The sequence below is a fragment of the Streptomyces venezuelae genome (assembly GCF_008642335.1).
Taxonomy (GTDB): Bacteria; Actinomycetota; Actinomycetes; order Streptomycetales; family Streptomycetaceae; genus Streptomyces; species Streptomyces venezuelae_F.
The window spans coordinates 6,347,247-6,366,213 of sequence record NZ_CP029191.1; the positions used below are offsets into that span (position 1 = coordinate 6,347,247).

At 72.5% G+C, this 18,967-nt stretch carries 21 protein-coding genes; 12 read left to right on the plus strand and 9 right to left on the minus strand.

Going from position 1 to position 18,967, the window contains the following annotated elements; translation table 11 throughout:
- Positions 1-52 precede the first annotated feature (52 nt).
- The gene (locus DEJ49_RS28570) at positions 53-856 is read right to left on the minus strand and encodes a peptidyl-tRNA hydrolase (RefSeq protein ID WP_150186762.1); all 804 of its coding nucleotides are present in this window, start codon (positions 854-856) and stop codon (positions 53-55) included.
- Here DEJ49_RS28570 and DEJ49_RS28575 point away from each other — a divergent pair.
- Entirely contained in the window at positions 855-1,769 is a 915-nt protein-coding gene (locus tag DEJ49_RS28575; RefSeq protein WP_150186763.1) for an ATP-binding cassette domain-containing protein, read from the plus strand. The two genes, DEJ49_RS28570 and DEJ49_RS28575, sit on opposite strands and share 2 nt — an antisense overlap.
- A complete protein-coding gene (locus tag DEJ49_RS28580) occupies positions 1,766-2,482 on the plus strand; it encodes an ABC transporter (RefSeq protein ID WP_223833026.1) in 717 nt (238 codons plus the stop codon). The genes DEJ49_RS28575 and DEJ49_RS28580 overlap by 4 nt, the downstream gene beginning before the upstream one ends.
- Positions 2,483-2,594: 112 nt before the next feature.
- Here the strand turns inward: DEJ49_RS28580 and DEJ49_RS28585 are convergent, their stop codons facing one another.
- Positions 2,595-3,476 carry a polysaccharide deacetylase family protein gene (locus DEJ49_RS28585; RefSeq protein ID WP_150186764.1) on the minus strand — a complete coding sequence of 294 codons (882 nt, stop codon included), beginning with the start codon at positions 3,474-3,476 and terminating at the stop codon, positions 2,595-2,597.
- Positions 3,477-3,596: 120 nt separating this feature from the next.
- Positions 3,597-4,289, minus strand: a complete 693-nt coding sequence (locus DEJ49_RS28590) for an alpha/beta fold hydrolase (RefSeq protein WP_150188527.1) — start codon at positions 4,287-4,289, stop codon at positions 3,597-3,599.
- A gap of 182 nt (positions 4,290-4,471) precedes the next feature.
- On the opposite strand from DEJ49_RS28590, the gene DEJ49_RS28595 reads away from it, so the two are divergent.
- The 6 genes from DEJ49_RS28595 to sph all read left to right on the plus strand — a co-directional run bounded on the left by DEJ49_RS28595 (position 4,472) and on the right by sph (position 9,257).
- Positions 4,472-5,692, plus strand: coding sequence for a Cmx/CmrA family chloramphenicol efflux MFS transporter (locus tag DEJ49_RS28595; RefSeq protein ID WP_150186765.1), 1,221 nt, complete (start codon positions 4,472-4,474; stop codon positions 5,690-5,692).
- Positions 5,667-6,272, plus strand: a complete 606-nt coding sequence (locus DEJ49_RS28600; protein WP_150186766.1) for a TetR/AcrR family transcriptional regulator — start codon at positions 5,667-5,669, stop codon at positions 6,270-6,272. The genes DEJ49_RS28595 and DEJ49_RS28600 overlap by 26 nt, the downstream gene beginning before the upstream one ends.
- A gap of 141 nt (positions 6,273-6,413) precedes the next feature.
- Complete coding sequence (locus DEJ49_RS37020) at positions 6,414-6,494, plus strand: tryptorubin family RiPP precursor (RefSeq protein ID WP_223828759.1); 81 nt, start codon at positions 6,414-6,416, stop codon at positions 6,492-6,494.
- 129 nt (positions 6,495-6,623) lie between these two features.
- Positions 6,624-7,679: a cytochrome P450 gene (locus DEJ49_RS28605; protein ID WP_150186767.1), complete on the plus strand. Its 1,056-nt coding sequence runs from the start codon at positions 6,624-6,626 to the stop codon at positions 7,677-7,679.
- A 290-nt stretch (positions 7,680-7,969) separates the two neighbouring features.
- Positions 7,970-8,149 carry a hypothetical protein gene (locus DEJ49_RS28610; RefSeq protein WP_150173453.1) on the plus strand — a complete coding sequence of 60 codons (180 nt, stop codon included), beginning with the start codon at positions 7,970-7,972 and terminating at the stop codon, positions 8,147-8,149.
- A 124-nt stretch (positions 8,150-8,273) separates the two neighbouring features.
- Entirely contained in the window at positions 8,274-9,257 is a 984-nt protein-coding gene (gene sph, locus DEJ49_RS28615) for a sphingomyelin phosphodiesterase (protein ID WP_150186768.1), read from the plus strand.
- Between the two features lie 16 nt (positions 9,258-9,273).
- Here the strand turns inward: sph and DEJ49_RS28620 are convergent, their stop codons facing one another.
- The 3 genes from DEJ49_RS28620 to zapE all read right to left on the minus strand — a co-directional run bounded on the left by DEJ49_RS28620 (position 9,274) and on the right by zapE (position 12,512).
- Positions 9,274-9,858 carry a DinB family protein gene (locus DEJ49_RS28620; RefSeq protein WP_411757206.1) on the minus strand — a complete coding sequence of 195 codons (585 nt, stop codon included), beginning with the start codon at positions 9,856-9,858 and terminating at the stop codon, positions 9,274-9,276.
- A gap of 77 nt (positions 9,859-9,935) precedes the next feature.
- The gene (locus tag DEJ49_RS28625; RefSeq protein ID WP_150186769.1) at positions 9,936-11,297 is read right to left on the minus strand and encodes a PhoX family protein; all 1,362 of its coding nucleotides are present in this window, start codon (positions 11,295-11,297) and stop codon (positions 9,936-9,938) included.
- Between the two features lie 126 nt (positions 11,298-11,423).
- Positions 11,424-12,512 (minus strand): cell division protein ZapE, encoded by a 1,089-nt coding sequence (gene zapE / locus DEJ49_RS28630; RefSeq protein WP_223833027.1) that lies wholly within the window; start codon positions 12,510-12,512, stop codon positions 11,424-11,426.
- Between the two features lie 36 nt (positions 12,513-12,548).
- On the opposite strand from zapE, the gene DEJ49_RS28635 reads away from it, so the two are divergent.
- From DEJ49_RS28635 to msrB, 4 genes are all read left to right on the plus strand, one after another.
- Positions 12,549-13,382 (plus strand): pyrimidine reductase family protein, encoded by an 834-nt coding sequence (locus DEJ49_RS28635; protein ID WP_150186771.1) that lies wholly within the window; start codon positions 12,549-12,551, stop codon positions 13,380-13,382.
- 132 nt (positions 13,383-13,514) lie between these two features.
- On the plus strand, positions 13,515-13,997 hold the full coding sequence (locus DEJ49_RS28640; protein WP_150186772.1) for an indole-3-glycerol phosphate synthase: 483 nt from the start codon (positions 13,515-13,517) through the stop codon (positions 13,995-13,997).
- A gap of 101 nt (positions 13,998-14,098) precedes the next feature.
- The gene (murC, locus tag DEJ49_RS28645; protein WP_150186773.1) at positions 14,099-15,502 is read left to right on the plus strand and encodes a UDP-N-acetylmuramate--L-alanine ligase; all 1,404 of its coding nucleotides are present in this window, start codon (positions 14,099-14,101) and stop codon (positions 15,500-15,502) included.
- A gap of 40 nt (positions 15,503-15,542) precedes the next feature.
- Entirely contained in the window at positions 15,543-15,950 is a 408-nt protein-coding gene (gene msrB, locus DEJ49_RS28650) for a peptide-methionine (R)-S-oxide reductase MsrB (RefSeq protein ID WP_150186774.1), read from the plus strand.
- A 51-nt stretch (positions 15,951-16,001) separates the two neighbouring features.
- Here msrB and DEJ49_RS28655 read toward each other — a convergent pair whose 3' ends face one another.
- The 3 genes from DEJ49_RS28655 to DEJ49_RS28665 form a co-directional block, all read right to left on the minus strand.
- Positions 16,002-17,312, minus strand: a complete 1,311-nt coding sequence (locus tag DEJ49_RS28655) for a M28 family metallopeptidase (protein ID WP_150186775.1) — start codon at positions 17,310-17,312, stop codon at positions 16,002-16,004.
- Between the two features lie 218 nt (positions 17,313-17,530).
- Positions 17,531-17,920: a D-ribose pyranase gene (gene rbsD / locus DEJ49_RS28660; protein WP_150186776.1), complete on the minus strand. Its 390-nt coding sequence runs from the start codon at positions 17,918-17,920 to the stop codon at positions 17,531-17,533.
- Entirely contained in the window at positions 17,917-18,849 is a 933-nt protein-coding gene (locus DEJ49_RS28665; protein WP_150186777.1) for a ribokinase, read from the minus strand. Before DEJ49_RS28665 ends, rbsD begins: the two co-directional genes overlap by 4 nt.
- Positions 18,850-18,967 lie beyond the last annotated feature (118 nt).

The following is an 18,967-nucleotide window of genomic DNA, read 5'->3' on the forward strand; positions in this document are numbered from 1 at the left end:
GTTCAGCGGCGCGAGATGTCGGTCGTGACGAGGTCGGTCGTGACGATGTCGGTCAGAGCCGCCTTCCGGGGCGCAGGGCCGGGTGGTCCGCCACGACCGTGCAGGAACCCGGGGTGATCTCGGTGAAGCCCGCGTCGCGGACCACCGGGAGTCCGCCCGTCGTGAGGTCGCGCCACCGGGCCGGGTCGGCGGTGCGGACCGAGAGGGGGAAGCCCGCGTCGCGCCAGGCCGCGCGATCCTCGGGGGACAGCTCCCACCACGCCAGCTGCGCGCCGTGCCCCGCCTGCGCCATCGACTTGCCGGCCGACATGTCGACCTCGGGGCTCATCCACAGGACGGGGTGCGCCGGGTCGGGCCCCGCCGGGGGCTCCGGGTCGTCGAGTTCCGTGCCCGAGACCTGGAGGCGCGCCAGATCCTTGGGCCAGCCGTCGAGGGGCACGGGCGGGTAGACCCGCACCTCCGCCGACTTGCCGGTGACCGTGATGCCCGGCAGCGCCTCGGCCCTGCGCCACTCCGCGCCGCGCGCCCTGCGCACCACCTTGCGGATCCGGGCGTCCTGCCAGTCGCGCATCGCCTGCGCCCAGGGGCCTTCGCCGAGGGACCGCTCGTCGCTCAGGATGGTCAGGACGGCGCGGGCCGCGGTCTCCAGGGCGTCCGTGCGGGCCGGGGGAGCGGCGCGCTCGATGCGGGCGACGAGCGGCAGCACGAACTGCGGTGCCTCGTCGCGCGAGGTGGTCTCGTGGCGGAACGGGCTGTCCTGCGGGTCCGGTGCGTCGGGAGTGGTCGGTTCTTCGTTGCTCACGTCCGTCAGTCTGCCAGCCGGGTGCCGCCGCCCGTGCGCGAGGATGACCCTCATGGAACGTGATCTTGCGGTGCGGCTCGACGGGGTGGGCCGCCGCTACGGCGTGGGCGGCACGTGGGTGCTGCGCGGTGTCGACCTTGGCATACGGGCGGGCTCCCTGGTGCGCGTCGAAGGGGCCAACGGCACGGGGAAATCAACCCTGTTGAGGCTGCTCGCCGGGATCGACGCGCCGTCCGAAGGGCGGGTGTCCGGGCGTCGGCGCACGGCGTTCGTCCCCGAGAGGTTCCCCGCCGCCCTGCCGTTCACCGCCCTCGGCTACCTCACGCACATGGGCCGCGTGCATGGCCTCGGGGCCGGTGCGGCGCGGCGGCGCGCGAGCGAGTGGCTGGAGCTGTTCGGCGCCGCCGGATACGCGCGTACGCCGCTCTCGGAGCTCTCCAAGGGCAGCAGCCAGAAGGTCGCCGTGGCGCAGGCGCTGCTGGCCGAGCCCGACCTGCTGGTCCTCGACGAGGCGTGGACGGGTCTGGACGCGCCCGCCCGCTCCACGCTCGACCGCGCGGTGGCCGACCGTACGGCGGCGGGCGGTTCCGTGGTCTTCGTCGACCACGACCCGCGGCGGCTCCGGGGGGTGGCGGACGAGACGTACGCCGTGGTCGGCACGGCGCTGAACCGGCGTACGCCAGAGGGCACTTCCGCCGCGTCGGGTGACATGCGCGACGGGGACGGGCCCGTCGTCCTCGTCGAGGTCCAGGGGCCGCGGGGCGCGGAGCTTCCGGGATCGGTGGCGGCGGCCGTGCGGATGCGCCCCACCACCTCCGACGGCGGCACCACGCGCCTCACCGTCCCTGAGCCGCACTCCGATCGTGTCCTGCGGGAACTCCTGACGGCGCGGCCGCCGTGGCACGTGGTGGCGGTGCGCGCGACGGCCGACGAGCGGCGCGGCGGCGGGCGGGGCGAGGAACTGTGAAGCCTTCTCTGTCCTCGCTGCCCTCTCTGTCCTCTCTGGCCCCGCTCCCTGCTCTGTTGCGGTACCAGACCGCCCTGCTCGTCCGCTCCCAGCGCTGGCTTCCGCCCGTGATCCTCTACGCCGTATTCCTCGGCATCGGCGTACAGGGCGGTCAGCCGATCCTCGACTCGCTCGCGTACGCCGCCGGGGCGCTGCTGCCCGTGGCCGCCTGGCTGGTACGGATCTGCGTGACCAACGAGCCGCCCGCCGCCCGGAGTTGTACCGCCGCGGCGGCGGGGCCGGGGCGCGCGCATCTCGCCTCGCTGCTCGCGGCGTTCCTCGCGGCGTCCGCGCTGGGCGGCGTGGCGGCCGTCGTCGTCACGGCCATCAGCGACGCGACGAGCACGAACGCGCGGGTGCCGGTGCCGCGGCTCTCCGCGGGTGCGGTCGGGCTGCTCGCGATGCTGGTGAGCGCGTTGCTCGGCACGGCGCTCGGCGCGCTGGCCAACTGGCCGCTGCTGCGTTCCGCGGGGCGGTCCGTGCCCGCGATGCTGCTCGGCGCGCTGCTCCTGCTCGTCACCACGGGCTCCCCGGCGAAGTCGGTCCTCACCGATCTGACCACCGGGTCACGGGAGGGCGTGGTGCCGTTGCCGCTGGGCGCGCTCGCGGGTGCGCTCGCCGTCGCTGCGGCGGCGATGTGGGGGGCGTGCGTGCTCAGTTCGCGGCGGGGGTGAGCGGTGTGGTGGCGTCAGCCCGAGCGGCAGAGCACGCAGTCGGCGGTGGCTTCCGGTGTGACCCCGTCCTCATCCGTCATACCGCCACCCTAAATCCGTCATACCGCCACCCCTAACCACGCGCCCCCGCACCCCCCGCCGCCCCGATCTGCTCCGACACCCGGACGAAGCGGAAGCCGCGTTCGCGCAGCTTCGGGATGATCGTGCGCAGGGCGCGTTCCGTCGCGGGGGCCGCGCTGCGTGTGCAGTGCATGACGACCACCGAGCCGGGCCGAACCCCGTCGAGGACCTGCCGGGCCACCGCCGCGGAGTCCGTCGCGAAGGCGTCGCCGCTGACCACGTCCCACTGCACGGCGGTGACGCCGCCGGGAGCGAGGGCACGCAGGGCCCGCTGGTCGTAGCAGCCGCCGGGGAAGCGGAAGTACGGCACCGGGCGCTCGACCCCGGCCGCGCGGAACGCGGCGAACGCGCGCTCCATGTCGGCGCGCATCCGGGCGGCGGGGACGGCGGGCAGTCCGTAGCAGCGGCCGGTGAAGGCGTGGTGGCTGTACGAGTGGTTGGCGACCTCGAAGAGCGGGTCGCGGCCGATGGCCCTGGCCTGCGCCGGGTACTCCTCGGCCCACCGCCCCGTCATGAAGAACGTCGCCGGTACCCTCAGCCGCCGCAGCGTGGCGACCAGCGCGGGGTTGTCGAACCGCTCGCCGGCCGCCGCGCGCGGGCCCTGGTCCGCGGTCATGTCGGCGTCGAAGGTGAGGGCGACGGTGCGGCCGCGGGACCGGGGGCCGTTCTCGAACACGGGGGTCAGGCCGGAGGGGCCGGGGGCCAGTGTGGGCGGGGCGGGCTGCGAGGGGGCTGCGGCGCTCGCCGGGGGGTGGGCGGGGCGGCCGACCTCACCGGGCGTGGCACCGGACGTGTCACCGGCGCAGCCGGCGAGGGCGGCGGTCAGGGTGCCGAGGGCGCAGAGCGCGGCGCATCTCCGTACGAGAGTGATCACCCGCTGAACATATGGGTGGAAATGCAGTAAATCCGACTATGGGGGACTGTGGGGCGGCTCGGGTCCGGGTATCGCCACCCGTATGGGCCCGCCGCGCACCCGCGCCGGCCTCCGCGGCGTTCACAGCCAGCCGTCCAGCGACCCCATGAACCCCTCGAAGTCGTCCCGGTGGATCGTGTGCCCCGCGCCCCGCACCGTGCGGACCTCGAAGCCGCGCCGCGCCAGCTCCTCCGCGAGCGTGTCGGAGACGACGGTGCTCGGGTCCGCGACCTGCACGAGCGACGGCACGGCGGGCGCGGCCGGGGTGTGGTCGACGGCGCCCGCGCCGGAGATCGAGAGCGCGGTCTCCGGATCCCAGACCGCCAGCGTCGCCATCTCCACGTCCACGTCGGCCGCCTCCCAGCGCGGGTTGAACTTCGCCAGGACGTCGCGCGGGATGTGCCGGAACTCCACGAACAGGGCGGGGTCGACCGAACCCTCGCCGCCGAGCGCCCACGCCGGGTCGGAGTAGACGGCCCGCGCCGGCGCGAGCCGCTCCACCGCGAGGGACAGGGCGAGGCCGCCGAGCGAGTGCCCTATCGCCAGCTCCGCACCCACCGGCAGCGTGTCGACGAGGTCGTCCGCGAAGATCTCCGCGCCGTACTCGCCGCGCCCGCTCGCGCCGTGGCCGCGCAGGTCGACGCCGATCACGCGGTACCCCTTGTCGGCGAGCGCGGGACCCACGCGCCGCCACGTGCGGTGGTCCGACATGATCCCGTGGACCAGGAAGGCGACGCGGTCGCCGGTTCCCCACTCGTGGGTGTGCAGCTTCATGGTGGCGGTGCCTTTCTCGTGCCCGGCCGGTGGCGTGTGTCGCCCCCGCTCGTCGGCGAGCATCCGTGCCATGTGGGTTTTGAAGTGAGCGATCCAGAATGTGCTAGCGTCCACCTTCGTCAGTTCTGAAGCGCTCGCTTCAATATGTGCCGGTCAAGTGTCAACAAAAGGGGGCCGCCTTCATGCCGCTCGCGGTGTACATGGTCGGGTTGGGCATCTTCACCCAAGGAACCTCGGAGTTCATGCTGTCCGGGCTCCTGCCGGGCATGGCCGACGACCTCGGGGTGTCCGTCCCCGACGCCGGACTGCTCATCTCGGCGTTCGCGGTCGGCATGGTCGTCGGCGCCCCGCTGCTCGCCGTCGCCACCCTCCGGTGGCCGCGGCGCACGGCGCTCGTCTCGCTGCAGGCCGCCTTCGTCGTGGCGCACGTCGTCGGCGCCCTCGCGCCCGGCTACGCCGTCCTGTTCGTGACCCGCGTGATCGGCGCGCTCGCGTACGCCGGGTACTGGGGCGTCGCCGTGGCCACCGCGGTCGCGCTCGTCCCGGCGGACGCCAAGGCGCGGGCGGTCGCCGTCGTCGCGGGCGGGCTGACGCTCGCCACCATCGTCGGCGTCCCCGCGGGCACGCTGCTCGGCCAGGTCTCCGACTGGCGCGCCGCGTTCTGGGCGGTGGCGGCGGCCACCGCGGTCAGCGCGGTCTGCACCCTGCTCGTCGTCCCGGGCGGCCGCGGCGAGGGCGAGCGGCCCTCCGTCGGGGCCGAACTGCGCGCCATGGCGCGGCCGCAACTCTGGCTCTCGTACGCCGTGACCGCCTTCGCCTTCGGCGCCGTCATCGTCACCTTCAGCTACCTCGCCGCCCTGCTCACCGAGGTGACCGGGGTGTCCGAAGGGTGGGTGCCCGCGGTCCTCGCGCTGTTCGGCGTCGGCGGGATGGCGGGCATCGTGATCGGCGGACGCACCGGCCAGACACGGCCCCTCGGCACGCTCGGCGCGGGGCTCGGCGCCCTCGCCGTCTTCTCCGCGCTGCTCGCGCTGACGGCACACGTCACGGCCGCCGTGATCGCCCTCGTCTTCCTGCTCGGCCTCGTCGGCTACGTCACCAACCCCGCCCTGCAGTCACGGGTGTTCGCCCTCGCGCCGGGCGCGCCCACGCTGGTCGGCGCGACCAACACGGCCGCGTTCAACGTCGGCAACACGGTCGCCCCGCTCCTCGGCGGCCTGACCATCGACGCCGGGTACGGCTACGCCTCGGTGGCCTGGGTCGGCGCCGCGCTGGCGGCAGTGGGGGCGGCGGGCGTGCTGTGGGCGGCGGTGCTGCAGCGGCGGACGGCGGGCGGTGCGTTTTGTAAGTCCGTTCCAAAACGTCTACCGTGGGGCCATGGCCAGACCCCGGGAGTTCGATGAGGACCGCGTCGTCACCGCGGCCATGGAGACGTTCTGGCGGCACGGGTACGAAGCGACCTCGACGCGCGACCTGTGCGACAGCACGGGGCTCGGGCCCTCCAGCCTCTACAACACCTTCGGCGGCAAGCGGCAGCTCTACCTCCGGGCCCTGCGGCGCTACCACGACACCGCCACCGAGGAGCAGGTCGCGATCCTGCGCGGCGACGGGTCCGCGAAAGAGCGGCTGCGCGCCATGATGATGCACTCCGTCGACGCCGACCTCGGTGAGGGCGGCCGGGCGGGCGCGACGGATGCGGCGGGTACACGCGGGTGCTTCGCGATCAACGCGGCCGTCGAGGCCGCCGCGTACGACCCGGAGGTCAGGGAAGCCGTGCGGCGCAGCTTCGACCGGGTCGAGGACGAGCTGTGCGCGGTCGTCGAGGCGGGGCGCGCCGCGGGGGAGATCCGCGCGACCGGGGACGCCAGGGTCGTGGCCCGGCGGGTCCAGAGCACGTACTACGGGCTGCGCGTCCTCAGCCGCGTACAGGACGACCGCGACGTCCTCCTCGCCACGGTGGACGGCGCGCTCGCCGACCTGTGACGGCGAGCGCGCGCATGCGGACCGCTGACGCTCCGCTCACGCGCGTCGCGTGGCCGTTTATCGGACGTTGATCGGGCGGGTCGATGCTCCTCGCAGGTCCATGTCCCGCATGGACGCCGACGGAACCGACCGGAGGTACACATGAAGGTTGTCCGCTCCCTCAAGAAGAAGATCACCGGCGAGAAGAGCCTCAAGGCGTACGCCTGGTACCACTGGTACTAGGCCGGCCCAGTTGGTGACGGGCGGCCCGCCTGTCGCCGACTACAGGGACGTAATGCGCCGTTGAGGCCCGGGCCCGGCGTGCCGCGAACCGGCCGCCGGGCTCGGCCCTCCCGCCCTGGGAGATCCCCGATGTCCATTTCCGGCACCGACCGGCTCGCGCGGACCACCGTCTTCACGCCGCGACTCCACGCCCTGCTGCGCGACCACCGCGGCCAGGACGTGTTCCGCCTGGACGACGACACCGTCGGCGTCGCCGGGCCCGTCCTCACCGACCAGATCCTCGCCGCGCGGCCCGCCACCGAGCTCGAACGCCCCACGTTCAAGCCACTGCACGGCCGTTCCATCCCGCGCACCGAGGCCGCCACCGTCATGCAGGCCATCGGCCGTGACGTGCGGGCGGCGCTGAAGAAGCCCGTGCCCGGACGGCTCGACCTCTCGGGGGAGTGGCCGCACATCGGCCACGTCTACCTGCGCGACCTGATCCTCGGCGCCGACCCGTACCGGCTGCGCATCCTCATGGACCGCACGCTGGAGCTGACGCCCAAGCTCACGTGGACGGTCATCGCGACCGGCGCCGCCCTGCCCGGCAGGCTCCGCCCCGGCGCGCCCGTCACCAGCATCGCGGGGCTCACGGCGAACGCCGCGACGTACGGCGACCGCCGCTACGCCATGGGCCTGTACCGGCGCGCCGCCGCGCCCGTCTGCTTCACCGTGTCCACGCTCGTCGCCAACGCGTACTGGCTCGGGGCGCCCTTCGACGACGAGACGCCCAACGAGCACATCCTGTACGAGTCCATGCGGCTGCTCCCGCCGTCCTGGAACATCCTGCGCAACGCGTCCCCCGAGTACACCGCCCTCGACGCCCGCATCGGCACCGGAGACGACGTCCTGCTCCTGCCCCTGCTCAGCCACCGCGACCCGGAGCTCTGGGACGACCCCGACGTGTTCCGCGCCGACCGCTGGGCCACCCTGGACCCCGACGACCACCCCGGCTACCTCCCCTTCGGCCACGTCTCCGAGCGCTGCTGGGGCCGCCACATGGTGATGCCCCTGGCCGGCATGCTCCTCGACATCCTGCGCGCCGAGGGCACGACGGTCGACCCCCGCCAGACCACGGCGAAGGTGCCGCTCGCCGGACTGCTCGGCGTCGACAAGGTACGGCTCGTCGGGGCGGGCCGGGGCTAGAGATGTGAGCAACACCCTGATGTCGGGCGCCAGTTGTGCACTGGCGCCCGACCGGCATGACAGGGCATGGTGGGAGTCCGCACTCAGGGAGTGATGAGCATGGCTGCGAACTATCGGCGCATGTGCGCCCGTTCCCACGGGATGTGACCCCGGTCGCCGGGGCCGGCCCCGGACGCAGCCCTGCCCTCCGACCCACGTCGGACGCGTCTCCGTCGGCCATTCGGCACCCCCCGGAATCCTGAAGGGATTCCGACCGTCACCCGCTCCGCCCTGCCGACGGAGGAACCGCCATGACCACCATTCTCATCGAACTCGCCGCGGGAACACCTGAGTTCCTGCTCGCCGCTGTCGTCGTGATCGCCGTGACCTTTCTGGCCGCCCTCGCCATCGCGGTCCGGGGCACGGCCCCGGAGGAACGCGCGGCCGTCCTGCGCGCCTTCGCCCAGATCCTGCCGGTGCGACGGAGATAGGAGGCGGGTGAACGGGCGGGCCCGAGAAGCGCGGACTGCGTTCACGCGATGTATCCCCAGGCGTAATCGCAGCTGCTTGGATGTGCGGGCCCGCAGCAATCACCCCCCACTCCGAGGAGTCTCCGTGTCGCATGCAGTGCCGCGCAGGACCCGTGCCGCTGTCGTCGCCGCCGCGGTCGCCGGTGCCACGCTCGTCGCCGTCGGCCCGGCGGCCGCCGCCGACGCGTCCGCCGCGCCGCCGCCGCTCAAGGTGCTCACGTACAACACCTTCCTGTTCAGCAAGACGCTCTACCCGAACTGGGGGCAGGACCACCGGGCGAAGGCGATACCGGCCGCCGACTTCTTCCGGGGGCAGGACGTCGTCGTGCTCCAGGAGGCGTTCGACAACTCCTCGTCCGACGCGCTCAAGGCGAACGCGGCGGGGCGCTATCCGCACCAGACGCCCGTCATGGGGCGCGGGAAGAGCGGGTGGGACGCCACCGGCGGTGCGTACTCGTCCGTGACGCCGGAGGACGGTGGCGTGACCGTGCTCAGCAAGTGGCCGATCGTGCGCAAGGAGCAGTACGTCTACAAGGACGCCTGTGGGTCCGACGCGTACTCCAACAAGGGCTTCGTCTACGCCGTGCTGGACGTGAACGGGGTCAGGACGCACGTCGTCGGCACCCACGCCCAGTCCACCGACCCCGGCTGCGGCAGCGGCGAGGCCGCGGCGACCCGCGCGAAACAGTTCAAGGAGATGGACGCCTTCCTGGACGCCAAGAACATCCCCGCCGGGGAACAGGTCGTCGTGGCCGGGGACTTCAACGTCGACTCGCGCAGCCCCGAGTACGCCTCGATGCTCGCCGACGCGGGCCTCGCCCCCGCCGACGGCCGCACCGGCCACCCGTACTCCTTCGACACCCGGGACAACTCGATCGCCGCCGAGCGCTACCCCGACGACCCCCGCGAGGACCTGGACCACGTCCTGCACCGCAAGGGCCACGCCCGCCCCGCCACCTGGCACAACAACGTGATCAAGGAGCAGAGCGCGCCCTGGACGGTCTCCAGCTGGGGCAAGGAGTACACCTACACGAACCTGTCGGACCACTACCCCGTGACTGCTGGATAGGGTCCACCGGCACCTGCTACTGGCCCACTCTTCCGTCGACGCACTCGCGCAGCAGGTCCGCGTGTCCGCAGTGCCGCGCGTACTCCTCGACGCGGTGCACCAACAGCTCGCGGACCGACGTGCTGTCCTTGCCGAGCCGCTCGCCCAGGTCCGGGTGGGCGGCGAGGACCGCGTCGGTCGCGGCCTGCTCGCGTTCCAGCGCGGCGAACGCCTCGTCGACCACCGCCGGGTCCGCGACCGCACCGTGGAAGTCCGCGTCCTTCGGGCCCCACAGCCGCGGAGCCTGGTCCTCGCTGATCCAGTTGCGCCAGTCCCGCTCCACCTCGGCGAGATGGCGGACCAGGCCGAGGAGCGACATCGGCGACGGAGGCACCGAACGGCGGGCGAGCTGCTCCGCGTCCAGGCCCTCGCACTTCATCCGCAGGGTCATGCGGTACCCCGACAGGAAGTCGAGCAGCGTCGGCAGCTCGCCGTCCGGACTGTTCCCCTCGCTGTCGCGCGGGTCGTCGTCCGGATCGGCCCACATGTCGGGGTAGATGGTGGCCCGGCCCCATCGCTCGGGGCGGTCGCTCAGGTCGCTCTGGTCGCTCATGCCGCCCATGGTCGTGCGTGCGGAGCCGGGCCCGCCAGTGAATTGTCGCGGCAGTGAACTGTCGTGGCACCCCGCGACGCGTGCCCCTACTCGTGCCAGGGGCCCGTCACCGCGAACGTCGTGCCGGGCGTGTAGCAGTTCACGTACATCGTGTCGTGGTCGGGGGAGAACGTGACGCCCGCGAACTCGCCCCACTCGGGCTCTTCCGGGGTGCCGATGTTCTGACGGTTGCGGGCCATCGCGTAGACCTCGCCGCCGCGCGTGAGCCCGTACACGTGCTGGGCGCCGCTGCCGTCCTCGCACACCATCAGGCCGCCGCTCGGCGCGAGGCAGATGTTGTCGGGGGACTCGCCCGGCAGCTGGATGTCGGTGCTCGGACCGAACACGATGACGAGGGTGAGGCGGCGCCTGGACGGGTCGTACCGCCAGATCTGGCCGAAGTGATCGGCCGCCGAGCCCTCCGCGCTGTGGGCGAACGACGAGACGAAGTAGACGGACGAGCCGCCCCAGTAGCAGCCCTCCAGCTTCTGCGCGTGCGTGATGCCCTTGGGGCCGAAGTCCTGCAGCCGGATGGGGGTCCGCGCCGCCAGCGGGTCCGGTACGTCGACCCACTCGATCCCGTCGAAGCAGGCGCCCGTCTCCTGCACGGCGGACAGGTCGGGCACGCCGGGCACCCGCATGGCCTGCAGCTTTCCGCCCGCGCGCAGCGAGCCGCGGCCGCCCTCGGGCTTCTTGGGCAGGAAGCGGTAGAACAGGCCGAAGGGCTTCTGGAAGGCGTCCTCGGTCTCGTAGACGACGCCGCGCTTCGGGTCGACGGCGATGGCCTCGTGCTGGAAGCGGCCCATCGCGGTCAGCGGCACCGCGCCGGTGCGGTGCGGGTCCACCGGGTCGACCTCGAAGATGAAACCGTGGTCCTTGGTGTAGCCGTTCGTGCCGGCCTTGTCCTCGGTCTCCTCGCAGGTCAGCCAAGTGCCCCAAGGGGTCGGCCCGCCCGCGCAGTTGACGGCGGTCCCGGCGATGGCGACGCGCTCGCCGAGGACGTCGTTTCTCCGGTCGAGCGAGAGCGCCGTACAGCCGCCCTTGGCCATCGGGTCGTAGGTCAGGCCCTTGACGGTCGGCACGCCGATCTTGCCGGTGACGCGGTTCTCGTGGTTGCGCACGAGGTGGACGCCGCCGTGCCTGCCCCGGAAGGCGGCCATGCCGTCGTGGTTGCTGGGCACCTTGCCCTCACCGGACCGCAGTGCGTCGCCCTCACGGGAGAGCACCTTGTAGCGGAAACCTTTCGGCAGGTCGAGCAGACCCTTGGGGTCGGGGACGAGAGGGCCGTAACCGGCCTTGCCGTGCGCGGCCGCGGTGCCCGCGAAGAGTTCGGAGAGCGCGCCGGTGAAGGCGATTCCGGCACCCACGGCGCCGGAACGGGCGAGCATCTGACGTCGAGTGGCAGACATGATGGGCAACCTCCTGCTGGCGGACAGGAATGTGACCGGATGTGTGTACCACGCGCTCTGGTGCACGGGAACCACGCGCGTAGCTTCCGTTTCGCGTGCCGTCCCGTGTCACCGCCGCAGCAGCGACTAGTCGCCCACGAGCCCCTTGGCGTCCCGCGCGAGCGCCGTGAGCCGCGAGATGGCACGGAAGTACTTCTTCCGGTACCCGCCGTTGAGCATGTCCTCGCTGAAGAGCCGGTCGAAGGGGACACCGGAGGCGAGCACCGGCACCTCTCGGTCGTACAGCCGGTCGGCGAGCACCACAAGGCGCAGAGCGGTCGACTGGTCCGGCACCGGCGTCACGTCGGTCAGACAGACGGCGCCGAGGTCGTCGGTCAGCGCGCCGTACCGGCTCGGGTGGACCTTGGACAGGTGGTCGAGGAGGTGCGGGAAGTCGTCGAGGGAGGCGCGCTCGGTCGCGTACGCCGCCTTGGTGACCTGCTCCTCCGAGTACGGGGCGGGCGCCTCCGGAAGGCCGCGGTGGCGGTAGTCCTCGCCGTCGATCCGCAACGCCGTGAAGTGGGACGACAGGCCCTGGATCTCGCGCATGAAGTCCGTGGCCGCGAACCGGCCCTCGCCGAGCTTGCCCGGCAGCGTGTTCGAGGTCGCGGCGAGCGCCACGCCTTCCCCGACGAGCTTGGAGAGCAGCGAGGAGACGAGGACCGTGTCGCCCGGGTCGTCGAGCTCGAATTCGTCGATGCAGAGGAGCCGGTGTCCGCCGAGGGTGCGCACGGTCTGCTGGAAGCCGAGCGCGCCGACCAGGTTCGTCAGCTCGACGAACGTGCCGAACGCCTTCTGCTCGGGGGCGGCGGGCGTCGCGTGCCAGAGGGAGGCGAGCAGGTGGGTCTTGCCGACGCCGTACCCGCCGTCGAGGTAGATGCCGCGGGGGCCCGCGGGGGCGGCCGCCTTCTTCTGGAACCAGCGGCGCTTGCCCGCGCCGCTGGCGTGCGCCCCGCCGAGCCCCGCCGCGAAGCCGCTCAGGACGCGGACCGCCTCGGTCTGGCTCGGCTGGTTAGGGTCCGGGATGTACGTGTCGAAGCGGGCCGTCTCGAAGCGCGGCGGCGGCACCATCTCGGCGACCAGCCGGTCGGCGGGGACGTGGGGCTCGCGGGCGCACAGCGACAGCGGAGCCACTTCGGCTATGGGGTGGTGCCCGGAGGCGGCGGAGGACGACACGGTTCCCCAGTTTAGGGGGCGTGCAAGACTGCGGACATGCGACGCCTGTTCCCTGTGACCGACCAGACAGCCGACGTGACCGACCGGACACATGATCGGACAGCCGACCGGACACATGACCGGACGTCCCCTCGGACGGGTGATACGGACGACCGGGAGTGGAGCCTCGACGAGCTGGCCGAGGCCTACGCCTACCCCGCGGGGGAGACGACCTGGCTGCGCGCCAACATGGTGTCCACCCTCGACGGCGCGGCCCACCACGACGGCCGTTCCCACCCGATCTCCGGCGCCACCGACATGCGGATCTTCGGCACCCTGCGCGGCCTCGCGGACGTCGTGATCGTCGGCGCCGAGACCGTCCGGAAGGAGGGCTACCGCCCGGCGAAGGCACGCGAGGTCTTCGCGCGCCACCGTGCCGACGCCGGACAGACGGAGGCGCCCGCCATCGCGGTGGTCAGCGCCGGGCTCGACCTGGACTTCTCGGTTCCGCTCTTCACCTCGCCCGTGACGCCCACGCTCCTCGTCACCGGGGCCGCCGCACCGGCCGACCGCATCGCCGCGGCGGAGCGCGCGGGCGCCGTCGTGGTGGTGGCGGGGGAGGGCGCGACCGTGGAGCCGGAGCGGGTGGCGCCCGCCCTCGCCGAGCGCGGGCTCACCCGGCTGCTCACGGAGGGCGGGCCCCGGCTGCTCGGCCAGTTCGTGGCCGCGGGGGCACTGGACGAGCTCTGCCTGACGGTGTCGCCGATGCTCACCGCGGGGGACGCGCAGCGGATCGCGGGCGGGTCCGCCCTGAAGGACCCCGATCAATTCGTACTGACGTCCGTACTGGAGGAGGCCGGGTTCCTCTACACCCGATACCGTCGAAGCTGACAATCGGCGGAATCAGCCGTTCCGTTTGGCTTCGGCTGGGCACACTAGATCTCGCAGACCCCGTGCGGGCACGGGGCAGGATGGTTTCCGCAAGGGCCTCAGGAGGGCCCACGGATGAGAAGGGCGCCTGGCGTGTTCACAAGCGTATTGATGATCGAGAAGGCCCTGACGTCCGCCGACGTGGAGTTCGTCACGACCCTGCACGGCGACGAGCCCATCACCTTCCACGTGCTGCTCCAGCCGCGGGGCGACCAGGCGGACCGGCTGCTGCGCGCCATCGACGACGTCGCCCTCGGCGAGCTCGACGAGGCGGCGCGCGAGGGCGAGACCCCGGAGGGGCAGGACGCGGCGGGCTTCGGCGAGCGGGCGCTGCAGGTCTCCCTGACGGCACTGCGGGCGGCGGGCTGCGCGGCACAGGGGCAGCTCATCGAGAACCATCCGCTGGACGCCCTCAAGGCGCTGGTCGCCGAGGCGGGCGCCGACGAGGTCATCGTCCTGACCGACCCGCACTACGTGGAGGAGTTCTTCCACCGCGACTGGGCCTCGCGGGCCCGCCACAAGGTGGGCGTCCCCGTCCTGAAGCTGTTCTCGCACAGCCTGGCGGACGAGAACTAGCCCGGAGCCCGGCGGGGGCCGGGTGCCTCGGGCGTCGTGTGCCGCGGGAGGCAATAGGCTGGGGCCTTCTCAGTCGTCGTACCACCAGGGGAGACACACGCATGGCACCCGGCCTGCCCCAGTCCATGGCCGACATGGACCGACCGCACTTCATCGGCATCGGCGGCGCCGGAATGTCGGGCATCGCGAAGATCCTCGCGCAGCGCGGCTCCCGGGTCGCGGGCAGTGACGCCCGCGAGTCCGCCACCGCCGAGGCGCTGCGCGCGCTGGGCGCCACGGTCCACATCGGCCACGACGCCGCGCACCTCGCGCCCGACGCGACCTGCGTCGTCGTCTCCTCCGCCATCCGCGAGGACAACCCCGAGCTGGCCCGCGCCGCCGAGCTCGGCATCCCCGTCGTGCACCGCTCGGACGCCCTGGCCGGCCTCATGGAGGGCCTGCGCCCCATCGCCGTCGCGGGCACCCACGGCAAGACCACGACGACGTCGATGCTCGCCGTCACCCTCGCCACCCTCGGCCTCGACCCGTCGTACGCGATCGGCGGCGACCTCGACGTGCCGGGCTCCAACGCGCTGCACGGCAAGGGCGACATCTTCGTCGCCGAGGCGGATGAAAGCGACCGCAGCTTCCACAAGTACGCGCCCGAGGTCGCCATCGTCCTCAACGTGGAGCTCGACCATCACGCCAACTACGCGTCGATGGACGAGATCTACGAATCCTTCGAGATCTTCGCGGGCCGGATCGTCCCCGGCGGCACCCTGGTCGTCTCGGCGGACCAGCCGGGCGCCGTCGAGCTGACCAAGCGCGTCCGCGACCTCGGCGGGCTCAAGGTCGTCACGTACGGCGAGTCCGAGGACGCCGACCTGCGCATCCACAAGATCACGGCGCGCGGCCTGACCAGCGAGGTCACCGTCCTCCTGGACGGCAAGCTGCTCACCTTCACGGTCTCCGTGCCCGGCCGCCACTACGCGAACAACGCCGTCGCGGCCCTCGCCGCGGGCATCGCCCTCGGCATCCCGTCCCGGAACCTGGCGGGCGCCCTGAAGTCGTACACGGGCGTGAAGCGCCGCCTCCAGCTCAAGGGCGAGGCCGCGGGCGTCCAGGTCATCGACTCCTACGCCCACCACCCCACCGAGATGACGGCCGACCTGGAGGCGATGCGATCCGCCGCCGGCGACTCCCGCATCCTCGTCCTCTTCCAGCCCCACCTCTTCTCGCGCACCCAGGAACTGGGCACCGAGATGGGCCAGGCCCTCTCCCTCGCCGACGCCTCCGTGGTCCTCGACATCTACCCGGCCCGCGAGGACCCGATCCCCGGCATCACCAGCGCCCTGATCGTCGACGCCGCGCGCGAGGCGGGCGCCGAGGTCACGGCCGTCCACGACAAGGCGGAGGCCGTCCGCGCGATCGCGGGAATGGCGAAGCCCGGTGATCTCGTTCTCACCATGGGAGCGGGCGACGTCACGGACCTCGGCCCGCAGATCCTGGCCGAGCTGTCGAAGTAGGCCGAGCTGTCGAAGCAAGTCGAAGTGAGGGGAAGGCACCATGTCGTACGACGTCGAGAAGCCGGACGAGCAGTGGCGGGCGGAGCTGACCCCTTCGGAGTACGCGGTGCTGCGCCAGGCCGGCACGGAGCCCGCCTTCGTCGGTGAGTACACGGACACCAAGACCGAGGGCGTCTACTCCTGCCGGGCCTGCGGCGCGGAGCTGTTCACCTCCACGGAGAAGTTCGAGTCGCACTGCGGCTGGCCGAGCTTCTTCGACCCCAAGGACACGGACGCGGTCGAGCTGCTCCAGGACACCTCGCACGGAATGGTCCGCACCGAGGTCCGCTGCGCCCGCTGCGGCTCGCACCTGGGCCACGTCTTCGAGGGCGAGGGCTACCCGACCCCGACGGACCAGCGGTACTGCATCAACAGCATCTCGCTGCGGCTGACGCCGAGCGAGGGCTGAGGCGCGAGTGTAAGGGTCGGCGCGCTCCGGGCGCGCCGACCCCCCGACGTTCTAGAACGTCAGCTTCCAGCTGTTGATGTACCCCGTGTCCTGGGACGCGACGTCCTGGGCGCGGAGCTTCCAGGCGCCGTTGGCGGGCTCGCTCGACGCGTTGACCGTGTACGTGGCGATGATGTTGTCCGCCGAGTCGTTGCTGCTCGAGTTCTTCAGGCGGTACGCCGTGCCGTCGGGTGCGAGCAGGTCGAGGACCACGTCGCCGCGCCAGGTGTGCCGCACGTCGACGTCCACCTTGAGGGTGGCGGGGGCGTTGCCGGTGCGTCCCGTGACGTCGACCGTGGAGGTCACCGCGGCGCCGTTGTCCGGGATGGCGACGTCCGTCGTGTTCTCGTACACGTCGCCGGGCGGCACCGTGGTGCCCGCGCCGAGGGTCCAGATCGCGTGGGCGATGGCGTCGCTGTTGCGGTCGAGCGCCGTGTCGTTGATGTTCGACGTGGTGTCGCAGGACGAGTGGTAGCAGCGGTCGAAGGCCTGGCCCGCCGTGCCGCCCCACTTCTGGGCCTGCGCACTGGACTTGGCGCGCTCGGCGCCGGTGAACAGACCGCCGACCGGGATGCCGACGTTCGCGAACGGCGCGTGGTCGGAGCGGCCGTCGCCCTCCGTCTCGATCTCCGTGGGGACGCCGAGCCCCGCGTAGTAGTCCTTGAACGTCTTCTCGATCGTCGGGTCGTCGTCGTAGACGAAGTAGCCCGGGTTCGGCGAGCCGATCATGTCGAAGTTCAGATAGCCGCTGACCTTTGAACGGTCCGCGGCGGGCAGGTTGTTGACGTAGTACCGCGAGCCGACCATGCCCAGCTCCTCGGCGCCCCACCAGGCGAACCGCAGGTGCTTCGTCGGCTGGAGCTGCGCCCGTGACACGGCGAGCGCGGTCTCCAGGATGCCTGCCGAACCCGAGCCGTTGTCGTTGATGCCGGCTCCGGCCGAGACGCTGTCGAGGTGCGCGCCGGCCATCAGGACCTGGTTGGCGTCACCGCCCGGCCAGTCGGCGATCAGGTTGTACCCGGTGGCGCCGCTGGACGTGAACTGCTGGATGCGGGTGGTGAATCCGGCCGCGTCCAGCTTGCCCTTCACATAGTCGAGCGAGGCCTTGTATCCGGCGCGCCCGTGGGCCCGGTTGCCGCCGTTGGCCGAGGCTATGGACTGGAGCTGGGAGAGGTGCGCCTTGACGTTGGCGAGCGGTATGTCGGGCGCCGCGAGGGTGGGCGAGGGGGCGGCGGGCGTGGCGATGGCGGGAGCGGCGGTGGCGAGCAGGCCGCCGATGGCCAGGGCGGCGGCACCGACGGCCGCACGTCTGAACAGGTTCATGTGTGGGGCTCCGTATTCCGAACAGCGTGAGGGACGGAACGTGCGAGGCGCCCTGCGACGCGGGTTGCCGCGGGGCGCCTTTGGAGCTGTGCGTGCTGTGCGTTGCCTGATGTTGAGGGGCGGACGACCCACGGTCAAGGGCGGAATCCGGTCACATGACGGTCAGCCACGTCCGTTTTCCGGACACCTCTGCGGGGGTGCGGTTCGGCCGACGGCCGTCAGAAGAAGACGCCGCACCTCAGCAGCACATTCGCGTACGGCCGTGCCTCACCGGTCCTGACCACCAGACGGGCACCCGCCGAGAGCCCCTTGAGCTCCTCGTGCGGGACGAGGGCGAGCGACGGGAGGCTGTCGCGCAGCAGCCGGTCCGTTTCCGGATTCGCCTCGCGTACTTCCTGTGCCGCCGTCCCGCCCTCCACCACCAGCTCGTCGAGGAGCCCGTCGAGTACCTCCGCGAACGACGGGACCCCGGCGCGGAACGCCAGGTCCACGACGCGCGGGCCCGCAGGGATCGGCATGCCCGCGTCGCAGACGAGCACGGTGTCGCTGTGGCCCAACTCGGCCAGCGCGCCCGCGAGATGGCGGTTCAGGATGCCCGACCTCTTCACCGGGACGGGCCCTCCTCCGGAACGGCCTCGGCGAGCTCCGCCGCGGTCGGGTAGGAGTCCTGCGCGCCCTTGCGCGTGACCGCCGCCGACCCCACGCGGACCGCGTACGCGACCGCCGTCGGCAGGTCCTCGCCGAGGCCGAGGCGCCAGCCGAGCGCCGCGGTGAAGGCGTCGCCCGCGCCGGTCGTGTCCACCGCGTCGACCTTCGGGCTCGGCACCCGTACGGCGCTCCCGGCCGAACCCTCCGCGGCCAGCGCGCCCTCGGCGCCCAGCGTGATCACCACCGAGCGCGGGCCCAGCGCGAGCAGTCCGCGCGCCCACTCCTCGGGCGAGTCACCCGCGTCGTCACCGAGGATGACGCGGGCCTCGTGCTCGTTCACCACCAGCGGATCGCACGCCGCGAGGACCTCGTCGGGCAGCGGGGCGGGCGGCGACGGGTTGAGGACGAAGCGGGAGCCGGGGCGCAGGGCGCGTACCACCTCGGCGACCGTCTCCAGCGGAATCTCCAACTGGGTGGAGACCACCCGCGCCGCCGACACCAGGCTGCCCGCCGCGCGGATGTCCTCGGGGGTGAGGCGCCCGTTGGCGCCGGGGGAGACGACGATGCTGTTGTCGCCCGACGGGTCGACCGTGATCAGCGCGACGCCGGTGGGCGCGCCGCCCACGAGGACGCCGACGGTGTCCACGCCGGCCGCCCGCTGCGCGTCCAGGAGAAGCGTGCCGTGGGCGTCGTCGCCGACCCGCGCGAGCAGGGCGGTGCGGGCGCCGAGGCGGGCCGCGGCGACCGCCTGGTTGCCGCCCTTGCCGCCGGGGTGGACGGCCAGGTCGGAGCCGAGGACCGTCTCGCCGGGCGCGGGGCGGCGCTCCACGCCGACCACCAGATCGGCGTTGGCGGAGCCCACGACCAGCAGCTCGTAGTCGTCGTTCATGGGTAATTGTTCCTGCTTTCGTACGATGAGGTGCCGATGTGACGGTACTCGGTGTGACCCCCGATCGGTGGACGGCGGTCAGTGGCCGTCCATCAGTGGCCGTCCGTCAGTGGCCGTC

Bases quoted from the DNA above. Each gene is read 5' to 3' on its own strand.
- DEJ49_RS37020 (WP_223828759.1), top strand. From the start codon at position 6,414: ATGAAGGTTGTCCGCTCCCTCAAGAAGAAGATCACCGGCGAGAAGAGC.
- DEJ49_RS28665 (WP_150186777.1), bottom strand. From the start codon at position 18,849: ATGAACGACGACTACGAGCTGCTGGTCGTGGGCTCCGCCAACGCCGAT.
- DEJ49_RS28610 (WP_150173453.1), top strand. From the start codon at position 7,970: ATGACCACCATTCTCATCGAACTCGCCGCGGGAACACCTGAGTTCCTG.
- DEJ49_RS28595 (WP_150186765.1), top strand. From the start codon at position 4,472: ATGCCGCTCGCGGTGTACATGGTCGGGTTGGGCATCTTCACCCAAGGA.
- DEJ49_RS28620 (WP_411757206.1), bottom strand. From the start codon at position 9,858: ATGGGCGGCATGAGCGACCAGAGCGACCTGAGCGACCGCCCCGAGCGA.
- DEJ49_RS28625 (WP_150186769.1), bottom strand. From the start codon at position 11,297: ATGTCTGCCACTCGACGTCAGATGCTCGCCCGTTCCGGCGCCGTGGGT.
- msrB (WP_150186774.1), top strand. From the start codon at position 15,543: ATGTCGTACGACGTCGAGAAGCCGGACGAGCAGTGGCGGGCGGAGCTG.
- DEJ49_RS28655 (WP_150186775.1), bottom strand. From the start codon at position 17,312: ATGAACCTGTTCAGACGTGCGGCCGTCGGTGCCGCCGCCCTGGCCATC.
- murC (WP_150186773.1), top strand. From the start codon at position 14,099: ATGGCACCCGGCCTGCCCCAGTCCATGGCCGACATGGACCGACCGCAC.
- DEJ49_RS28605 (WP_150186767.1), top strand. From the start codon at position 6,624: ATGTCCATTTCCGGCACCGACCGGCTCGCGCGGACCACCGTCTTCACG.
- DEJ49_RS28635 (WP_150186771.1), top strand. From the start codon at position 12,549: ATGCGACGCCTGTTCCCTGTGACCGACCAGACAGCCGACGTGACCGAC.
- DEJ49_RS28575 (WP_150186763.1), top strand. From the start codon at position 855: ATGGAACGTGATCTTGCGGTGCGGCTCGACGGGGTGGGCCGCCGCTAC.
- DEJ49_RS28590 (WP_150188527.1), bottom strand. From the start codon at position 4,289: ATGAAGCTGCACACCCACGAGTGGGGAACCGGCGACCGCGTCGCCTTC.
- DEJ49_RS28570 (WP_150186762.1), bottom strand. From the start codon at position 856: ATGAGGGTCATCCTCGCGCACGGGCGGCGGCACCCGGCTGGCAGACTG.
- DEJ49_RS28600 (WP_150186766.1), top strand. From the start codon at position 5,667: ATGGCCAGACCCCGGGAGTTCGATGAGGACCGCGTCGTCACCGCGGCC.